Source organism: Citrobacter sp. Cb004 (genome assembly GCF_030337065.1).
Taxonomy (GTDB): Bacteria; Pseudomonadota; Gammaproteobacteria; order Enterobacterales; family Enterobacteriaceae; genus Citrobacter; species Citrobacter braakii.
Genome location: NZ_JAOWCH010000034.1, coordinates 101,815 through 110,842 on the forward strand (window position 1 = coordinate 101,815; position 9,028 = coordinate 110,842).

The 9,028-nt window shown below is 48.2% G+C and carries 7 protein-coding genes; 6 read left to right on the forward strand and 1 reads right to left on the reverse strand.

Annotation, left to right across the window (positions count from 1 at the left end):
* The first annotated feature begins 23 nt into the window (after positions 1-23).
* From vexA to vexE, 5 genes are read left to right on the forward strand one after another with little or no spacing between them, the layout of a single operon-like run.
* Complete coding sequence (gene vexA, locus OGV65_RS02670; protein WP_047414406.1) at positions 24-1,091, forward strand: Vi polysaccharide ABC transporter protein VexA; 1,068 nt, start codon at positions 24-26, stop codon at positions 1,089-1,091.
* 9 nt (positions 1,092-1,100) lie between these two features.
* A complete protein-coding gene (gene vexB, locus OGV65_RS02675; RefSeq protein ID WP_047499331.1) occupies positions 1,101-1,895 on the forward strand; it encodes a Vi polysaccharide ABC transporter inner membrane protein VexB in 795 nt (264 codons plus the stop codon).
* A 25-nt stretch (positions 1,896-1,920) separates the two neighbouring features.
* Positions 1,921-2,616, forward strand: a complete 696-nt coding sequence (gene vexC, locus OGV65_RS02680) for a Vi polysaccharide ABC transporter ATP-binding protein VexC (protein WP_047499332.1) — start codon at positions 1,921-1,923, stop codon at positions 2,614-2,616.
* A 22-nt stretch (positions 2,617-2,638) separates the two neighbouring features.
* Entirely contained in the window at positions 2,639-3,943 is a 1,305-nt protein-coding gene (gene vexD, locus OGV65_RS02685; RefSeq protein WP_047499334.1) for a Vi polysaccharide ABC transporter inner membrane protein VexD, read from the forward strand.
* A 19-nt stretch (positions 3,944-3,962) separates the two neighbouring features.
* The gene (vexE, locus tag OGV65_RS02690) at positions 3,963-5,945 is read left to right on the forward strand and encodes a Vi polysaccharide transport protein VexE (RefSeq protein WP_235117304.1); all 1,983 of its coding nucleotides are present in this window, start codon (positions 3,963-3,965) and stop codon (positions 5,943-5,945) included.
* 228 nt (positions 5,946-6,173) lie between these two features.
* Here the strand turns inward: vexE and OGV65_RS02695 are convergent, their stop codons facing one another.
* Entirely contained in the window at positions 6,174-6,710 is a 537-nt protein-coding gene (locus OGV65_RS02695) for a GNAT family N-acetyltransferase (RefSeq protein ID WP_101700195.1), read from the reverse strand.
* 1,190 nt (positions 6,711-7,900) lie between these two features.
* Between OGV65_RS02695 and OGV65_RS02700 the strand changes: the two genes are divergently transcribed.
* Positions 7,901-8,881 carry an IS5-like element ISKpn26 family transposase gene (locus tag OGV65_RS02700; RefSeq protein WP_000019445.1) on the forward strand — a complete coding sequence of 327 codons (981 nt, stop codon included), beginning with the start codon at positions 7,901-7,903 and terminating at the stop codon, positions 8,879-8,881.
* Positions 8,882-9,028 lie beyond the last annotated feature (147 nt).

A 9,028-nucleotide genomic window follows, 5' to 3' on the forward strand; every position in this document is an offset into this window, starting at 1 on the left:
CTATTTCATTTATAAAATAAGTTATGAAAAAAATTATTATATTATTAACGACGTTTTTTCTGCTTTCGGGATGCACTATTCCCAGGGCGGTATTTAAATCCAGCCTGATTAATCAGGACGATCCTCATTATCATCTGGTTGAAGTCACACCGACATTAAAACTGAGTGATGCCGATACTGTGCCGAAAACTATTGTCGATCCGGTCTTTGCCGAAAATAACTGGCACTGGACATCTTTGGCTAAAGGCGATGTGCTGCATATCACTATTTTATCCTCGGGCGGGGCGGGGTACTTATCCAATAACGCGAGCGGCGACCGGGCGGATTTTGAAAATATTCTTGTGACTGACGGTAATATCGTTCAGGTGCCTTATGCCGGGATCATTCCGGTTACCGGGCTGGATGTGACACAACTGGCTGAAGAGATCAGAAAGCGACTTTCGCGCGTTGTCCTGAATCCTCAGGTGCTGGTGACGCTTACCGCCCGCACCGGAGCCATGGTGACGGTCGAGGGCAGCGGGAAAACGGGTCGCTACCCTCTCGAACAGAGTATGAATCGTCTTAGTCATTTTTTGGCAACGGCGGCGGCAGTAGAAAATACCAGCGCAGAGATGATGGAAGTTCACGTGACGCGCCAGCAGCATTATTTCAATGCGCGACTGTCAGATATTTATCAGTATCCCGGGTTGGATATTGTCTTACAGCCGGATGACCGTATCACTCTGCGTCAAGTGACCGAGTATGTTAATGTGCTCGGCGCGGCGGGTGTTCAGGGGAAACATGCTCTGGTTCAGCGTCATTCCAGCGTAGTGGATGCTTTGGCGCTGGCGAAAGGATTAAACGACAATCTTGCCGATCCGCAGGCGGTTTTTCTGTACAAGCATGACGAAGCGGAACAGGCGAAACAGCAGATGCGTAAGCTGAATATCTATCATGTCGATATGAGCCAACCTGACTCGGTGTTTTTAGCACAGGCCATGCGGGTGGAAGACGGCGATGTTATCTATATCTCGAACGCCTCTTTGACTGATTTCGCTAAGGTGAAAGCCGCATTCGATAGCTTTTTGATCCGCGGCTCTAATTCTTTCTAACGTCGCCATATGAATATTTTGAAAAATAATACTTATTATTTTATGAAACTCATTACCGTCTGTGAGTTAATCATTTTGTTAATGTCACGCGATATCAAAACACGCTATAACGGTAATTTGCTAAACTATATGATGGTGCTGGCCGTACCACTGGTATGGATAACCATTACCGTTATTTCTTTTCAATATTTAAATCGCACCGTGCCAATATTCACTGACGATATCAGCTTTGTTATTGCAGGTATATTACCGTATCTGTTATTTCGTTATACCATTACCGCAACCATGCGCACCCGTTCATTCTCCACATCGTTGGCGGTTGTCTCGCAGGTTAAGAAAAGACATGTGATTTTTGCTCTTGCCGCAGTCGAATTTGTTAATGCGGTTATCATTTATATTATTGTTTCATTAATTAACTTTCTTATCTTCTCCCGCTGGGAAGCCCAGAAACCGATCCTGATTTTTGAAGGGATGGTTATCGCATGGCTTCTGGGGTTATCGTTTGGTTACTTTTGTGACGCACTGTCTGAACGGTTTCCGCTGGTCTACAAAGCCGTTCCTGTGGTGCTAAGACCGATGTTTTTGATTTCAGCTGTCTTTTATACGGCGAATGAATTGCCCTATTCATTATTGAGCATATTCAGCTGGAACCCTCTACTTCATGCTAATGAGATAGTCAGAGAAGGAATGTTTGAGGGATATAACTCCTTGTACCTTGAACCTCTTTACCCTCTGGCATTTTCCGCAACGTTATTCCTCGCGGGCATCATTTTTCACCTGATTTGTGACACTGAAAATCACTGACTTTGGCTTCAGGAGAGACGCGTTCGTGTTCGGTTTATTAGGTTGTACACGCTATTTTGAGTCTGATAAGGGCCCGCGGGTGGTCCTTGATAAAACAGATTTTGTCATGGATTACCATGAGCATATCGGTATTCTGGCGGCCCCTGGTTCAGGCAAAACGACGCTAACCCGATTGCTGTGCGGTATAGATGCTCCTGATGAAGGGGATTTTATTGGGCTACGGGGTGATGCGCTCCCACTGGGGGCAAATGCTTTTGTTCTGCCGGGGTTAACCGGCGAAGAGAATGCGCGCATGATGGCCAGTCTTTATGGCCTGGATGGCGATGAGTTTTCACATTTCTGCTATCAATTGACCCAGCTTGAACAGCGCTATACCGACAGGGTGAGTGAATATTCTGTCACGATGAAAGCGCATCTGGCATTTGCCATTAATTTACTGCTTCCCTGTCGCCTTTATATTGCCGATGACAAGCTGTACACCGGGGATAATACCTCACAGTTGCGTATGCAGGCGGCGCTAGCTTATGAGCTGCAACAGAAAGGGTTGATTGTGCTAACGCGCAACCCTCGGCTTATTAAAGAACACTGTCATGCGTTTGGCGTACTGCTGCATGGGAAAATTACGATGTGTGAAGATTTAGCACAGGCATCTGCGCTTTTTGAACAATATCAGTCAAATCAGGCGATGCTTCAAACTGATAATTATTCCTTTGATATATAAATAGAAAATATACGGATAGAGAGTGGAAAATTCAGAACGTATTAAAAAATGGAAAGAGGAAAGGGCGAAGGTAGCAGAAGAAAGCCGAGCCTTGCGACTGAAACAAAAAGAGGATGAACGCGCCCTTCGCCAGACAGAAAAAACGGCCGATGCGAAAAGTCAACATCGCCCAGACGCCGGTTGGTCCGCGACGGATGCTGATTCCGTCCGTAGAGCGTCATTGGTTATTAAAGAGCGACGTGTTCAGCAAGCCAAACAATCGCTACGTCGGCTCTTTCTTTATATTGCTTTGCCGCTGCTGGTTATTATGCTTATGTCGTGGCTATTAACTTCGCGTTTTTATAGCGCGGATGCCACCTTTATTGTGCAAACTGATGCCAGCCAGGATAATTTTTCTGGAACAGCTTTCTTTGGTGCAGGCAATGAGATGTCGGAGGGCTTTCAGGTTCGCGAGTTTATACTTTCGAAAGAAATGATGGAGCGGATGGAAAAAGATCTCGGTTTTTTATCTTATTTCGCGCAAGACGATATCGCATTATTTTCCCGCTACCATGCACCGCTGGGTATTAATGATGATCCTTATCGTTACTATTTATCGAAAGTCTCGGTTGCTGTCGATATTCAACAGGGCATGCTGCGTTTAAACGTCAAGGCGCGGAGTGCGAAACAGGCTGAGTTTTTTGCCCAGCGCATTCTGGCTTTTGCTGAACAGCACGTTAATACCGTTTCAGCGCGGATGCAGCAGGAACGAATTTTATGGCTGGAAAACGATGTTAAATCGGCCCAGGAAAATCTGGGGGCAGCTCGGCTTGAATTGCTAAAAATACAGCATATACAAAAAGATATTGAACCGCAGGAAACCGTGACCGCGATTTATCAATTAATTGCTGGCTTTGAAACGCAGTTGGCGGAGGCGAAAGCGGAATACGCGCAATTAATGGCTAATGGTTTGGATCAGAACCCCCTTATTCCTCGCCTGTCGGCCAAAATCAAGGTCCTGGAAAAGCAGATCGGCGAACAACGTAACCGCCTGTCAAATAAGTTAGGGTCGCAAGGCTCTTCAGAAAGCCTGTCCCTGTTTGAAGATCTTCGCCTGCAGAGTGAGATCGCCAAAACACGCTGGGAATCTGCCTTACAGACCTTACAGCAAGGGAAGCTTCAAGCGTTACGTGAGAGACGGTATTTGCTGATCATTTCTCAACCGATGGTGGTGTCTGACACCACTCGCTATGCCGATGGAACAAAGTGGTTACTGTTCTTCGTGTTGCTGGGCATCGCGTACCTGGTGACTTCTCTCCTGATAACTATCAGGCGGATGCGTGAATAAGGCGGAGTAAGGAAATACGATGAGCTTGCACTCTACATGTAAAAAAAAATCGCCAACCACCCTGCTCAAACAAGAGGATTGGGAGGGGCTATGTCACTATTTCGGGCAGCATCCCGAAAAAGTGCGAGATAGTGCTGGAAATGAGCAAAACATTATTCTCTTCGCTATCGCGTGTTTGCGTAAAGATGAAACAGATGCCGCGCTGACTTTGTTGTCCGACCGTGTGCTGACGGCAAAGAATAGCCGTGATTTATTGCGACGCTGGGTTATTTCGCCGCTGGCATCACATCATCGGGACGCTGTACTACAGGTGGTTAACAAACTGCTGGCGGTGAATGTGTGCCAGCCGGAGGATGTCCTGCTGGTCGCAAGCGTGCTGCTTAAGAGTAAACAATATGCGACTGTTGCTGACTTAGCCGAGCGGGCATGGCTCGCTTTTTCGGGCAATAGCAAAATTTTTGCCCTCCATCTGCGCAGCCTGACGCTGGTGGATAAAGAGTTACAGGCAATCTCGTTGGCCAGAACACAGGCGCAGGAAGTTCCCCCGCGGGGAGATATGATTGAGACCTGCCTCCGTTTCTTAAATAAAAGCCGCCTACCAGAAGATCATGACCTGGCCCGCGCATTGCTCCCTTTCTTCGCGTTAGAAAAGCAGGAGTCGGCGGGGCTGGCGGTTGATACGCTGTGCGCTGTCGGTAAATATCAGGAAGCCATTCAGACTGGGGAGTCCGCATTAGCCCGTGGGTTGGATGGTGCAGCGCTGCGTCGTAGCCTGGGGCTTGCCCACTATCAATCTGGCCGCAGCCGGGAAGCGAAGCTTCAGGCCGCTGAGCATTGGCGTCATGCCCTGCAATTTAACCCTGATAATTTACGGATCGTGACCCTGTATGCCGATGCCTTAATCAGAACGGGTCAGAATGAGAAAGCCATTCCGTTACTGCAGCAGTCGCTCGCGACTCATCCTGATCTTCCTTATGTCAGAGCCATGTATGCCCGAGCACTGCGCCAGGTTGGGCAATACGCTGCTGCCAGCGATGAGTTTGTACAACTGGCAAGGGAAAAAGGGGTGACCAGTAAATGGAACCGTTATGCCGCGGCGGCGTTGTTACAGGCGGGGAAAACAAGCGAAGCGGAAAGCATCTTTGAGCACTATATTCAGGCCAGAGCAAGCCATCTGCCTCAGTCATTCGAAGAGGGGCTGCTGGCGCTTGATGGGCAAATATCTGCCGTTAATCTACCGCCTGAGCGCCTTGACTGGGCATGGGAAGTTGCCGGCAGACAGTCCGGTATCGAGCGCGATGAATGGGAACGCCGGGCGAAGTGGGGGTATCTTGCCGATAATTATCTCCTCGACTGGCTTGAATGCCGTGGAGAGCAGGCCGACGAACCGATGTATCGGTTGGCCGATATATCGCATGTCGAGCAGTTTTTCCAACGGCTGCAGCTCGATAAGCGTGGTTGCATTGTTGTATCGGCTCATATGGGCGCAATGTATGCCGGGCCGATGATCCTGTCCTTGCTGGAAATGAACAGCAAATGGGTGGCTTCCACGCCTGGCGTGCTCAAAGGGGGCTACGGCGAGCGGTTGATTTCGGTTAGTGACAAAAGCGAAGCGGACGTGGTCAGGGCTTGCATACAGGCCTTACATAGTGGGCAGTCGCTTGTTGTGGCGATCGACGGCGCGTTGAATTTGAGCGCGCCGACTATCGACTTTTTCGGCCAGCAGATTACCTACTCCACCTTTTGCTCTCGACTTGCCTGGAAAATGCACTTACCCACCGTATTTGGTGTTCCGGTGTGGCGAGACGGGCGCATCCATTTTGTTTTGGAGAAAATGGTCGATCCGCAGAGGTTCGAAAGCCAGTCTTCTTTTATTGAGCGCTGGAAAGACAATTACCTGAAATGTGTAACCCAAATCCTGAATAGCGGGCCGGAAAACCTGAGACTGTCGGGGGGGATTTGGCGAAATATCACGCGCAGGGATGAATCATCTTCGGGCTGAAAAGACGTTTGCCCCGCGATGCCTTTGGCGCACCAGGCGGGGCCGCCCGCTAAGTAAAACTGAGTTATTCGATTTAGAAAGCATCCGTTCATTAACGTTCGGGTGCTTTTTTCGTTCTAACGAGTTGAAAAACGGAGAATTATTTAATAACTACGTTATACCTGATTGTGGTTCTGTTTGTCTGAGGGTTACCAGAAAACAGTATCCTGAAGTCATCCCTTGGCAATGTTAAATAGCGGCATCGAAATCCGCTGGTAGCGTACTGTTTCCTGTGCCCAGGCTGCGTTGCATTAATACCGTATCAAGCCAGAGCCCATGCTTGAATCCAATGTTCGTCAGCGTGCCTATTTTCGTAAATCCGGCCTGCTGATGGACTTTCAGCGATCCCTGATTATTGCTGTCGCCGACGATAGCGATCAACTGCCGATAACCCTGCGTTTCAGCCCACTCAATTACATGGCGTAGCAACGCTTTTCCCACCCCCTGACGCTGTGCCGTCGGGTCAATATAAATCGAATCTTCGAGGGTATAGCGATAGGCATAACGCTCGCGGTAGCGGGTGAGATAGCAATACCCGATGACCTTATCTTCTTGCAATGCGACAACCCACGGCAGTCCCAGACTGCGGATTTTTTCCAGACGCCCCTGCATCTCGCGGGTATCCGGCGGGTCAGTTTCAAAGCTGCCGGTACCGTGAATAACATGATGGGCGTAGATATCGCGTATGGCGGGGATGTGTTTTTTTTCAGCGTTAACGATTTTCATTGACCAGCTCCCATTGGCATCTTTGTCCAAATTACCTCAAAGGCTGGAGGGAAGGTAAGTGCAAAAAATTATGCGTCTATACCCGTCATTCTTTAAGCTGCATGTGCGTTGGCTACGTTAGCTCGCCTCAGTCACATAGTTCGCGATGCTCCTGGGGATTTACTCACTTGCCGCCTTCATGTAACTCGAATTATTGAGGGTATATAAATTATTTTCAATGCAAATAAGCTTTCAAATTGTAAGGGTAAAGTGAGTGTGGTTGATACTGTCAATAATACGCAAGAGTGGTAAATACTTTAGCGAGTTGAGCAATGCACAATTCTTCGCGCACGTATTATGGCGGATACCAAAATACCAATTTTGGTAGATTTCAAGGATAGGTTCAAGAAGTCATTTGATTTTATTGAGTTTTTACTGTACTTAGTTCTGCTTATGACTGTACCTTTAATTTCATTTTATCGACCCTGTTCGAAACTTAAAATTAGGTTATATTATTTACATTGTTATCTTTGTTGTTATCAGGGGCATTATTATCAGAACTTTCTCTATCCGCACACAATAGTTACCATGCAAACAGTTGCGCGGTGTAGCTATGCTAACCAGCAATAGTTATCATCGTCACAAGGTTTCGTCATGCAAACTTAATCTAAATCCAGAATTCAATCCCAAGAGTATTAGGATTATTTAGTCTAAAATACTTTTTTGTCTAAGAGTTTTCGTATCGCATAGCCACGAACTACGCTGAGTGATAAAATTTTCGAGTTTACGCCTGCTTTCCCACGATTAGAGGGCGAGGCGCGGGTAGTCAATAAGACGAAAGAATTAATTGCTTCATAACCCTATTGCAAAATAAGCGGCAGTGCATCTTACATGGTCGGGTACCGTAAGTAACTGACTGTAATATATTGAAAACGCTTATTTTTACTCTGATGTAAGTTATAAGGGCAGATATGTTAAGTATGCGTCGACATGCCAACTTCATTAAACGTTTTAAGTCTTTAAGCTGTTTATTTACGGCAAGCGTTCTTTTCCCTATGCAAATCTCTGCAGCGACATCAGATTATGACGCTTTGGTTATTGAAGCGCGGGGTGGTAATAGTGCACCGTTATTGCGTTATCTAGGGAAGGTGCGAACAAGTTCCTGATATGAGATCATCATATTCATCCGGAGCGCATCCCAGAGGGACATCATGAGCCATCAACTCACCTTCGCCGATAGTGAATTCAGCACTAAGCGCCGTCAGACCCGAAAAGAGATTTTCCTCTCCCGCATGGAGCAGATTCTGCCATGGCAGAATATGACCGCTGTCATCGAGCCGTTTTATCCCAAGGCGGGCAATGGCCGACGGCCCTATCCGCTGGAGACCATGCTGCGTATTCACTGCATGCAGCATTGGTACAACCTGAGCGACGGTGCCATGGAAGATGCCCTGTACGAAATCGCCTCCATGCGCCTGTTTGCCCGATTATCCCTGGATAGCGCCCTGCCGGATCGCACCACCATCATGAATTTCCGCCACCTGCTCGAGCAGCATCAACTGGCACGTCAATTGTTCAAGACCATCAATCGCTGGCTGGCCGAAGCAGGCGTCATGATGACCCAAGGCACTTTGGTGGATGCCACCATCATTGAGGCCCCCAGCTCTACCAAGAACAAAGAGCAGCAACGCGATCCGGAGATGCATCAGACCAAGAAAGGCAATCAGTGGCACTTTGGCATGAAGGCCCACATTGGTGTCGATGCCAAGAGTGGCCTGACCCACAGCCTAGTCACCACCGCGGCCAACGAGCATGACCTCAATCAGCTGGGTAATCTGCTTCATGGAGAGGAGCAATTTGTCTCAGCCGATGCCGGCTACCAAGGAGCGCCACAGCGCGAGGAGCTGGCCGAGGTGGATGTGGACTGGCTGATCGCCGAGCGTCCCGGCAAGGTAAAAACCTTGAAGCAGCATCCGCGCAAGAACAAAACGGCCATCAACATCGAATACATGAAAGCCAGCATCCGTGCCAGGGTGGAGCACCCGTTTCGCATCATCAAGCGGCAGTTCGGCTTCGTGAAAGCCAGATACAAAGGGCTGCTGAAAAACGATAACCAACTGGCGATGTTATTCACCCTGGCCAACCTGTTTCGGGTGGACCAAATGATACGTCAGTGGGAGAGATCTCAGTAAAAACCGGAAATAACGCCAGAAATGGTGGAAAAAATAGCCTAAATAGGCTGATTCGATGTGTTTGCGGGAAAAAAATCGGCCCAGATCCGCGAAATTTTAATCAGCGAGTCAGCTTGGGAAGAAATGACCTGCTTATTCGCACCTTCC

Bases quoted from the DNA above. Each gene is read 5' to 3' on its own strand.
- vexA (WP_047414406.1), top strand. From the start codon at position 24: ATGAAAAAAATTATTATATTATTAACGACGTTTTTTCTGCTTTCGGGA.
- vexB (WP_047499331.1), top strand. From the start codon at position 1,101: ATGAATATTTTGAAAAATAATACTTATTATTTTATGAAACTCATTACC.
- vexE (WP_235117304.1), top strand. From the start codon at position 3,963: ATGAGCTTGCACTCTACATGTAAAAAAAAATCGCCAACCACCCTGCTC.
- OGV65_RS02695 (WP_101700195.1), bottom strand. From the start codon at position 6,710: ATGAAAATCGTTAACGCTGAAAAAAAACACATCCCCGCCATACGCGAT.
- OGV65_RS02700 (WP_000019445.1), top strand. From the start codon at position 7,901: ATGAGCCATCAACTCACCTTCGCCGATAGTGAATTCAGCACTAAGCGC.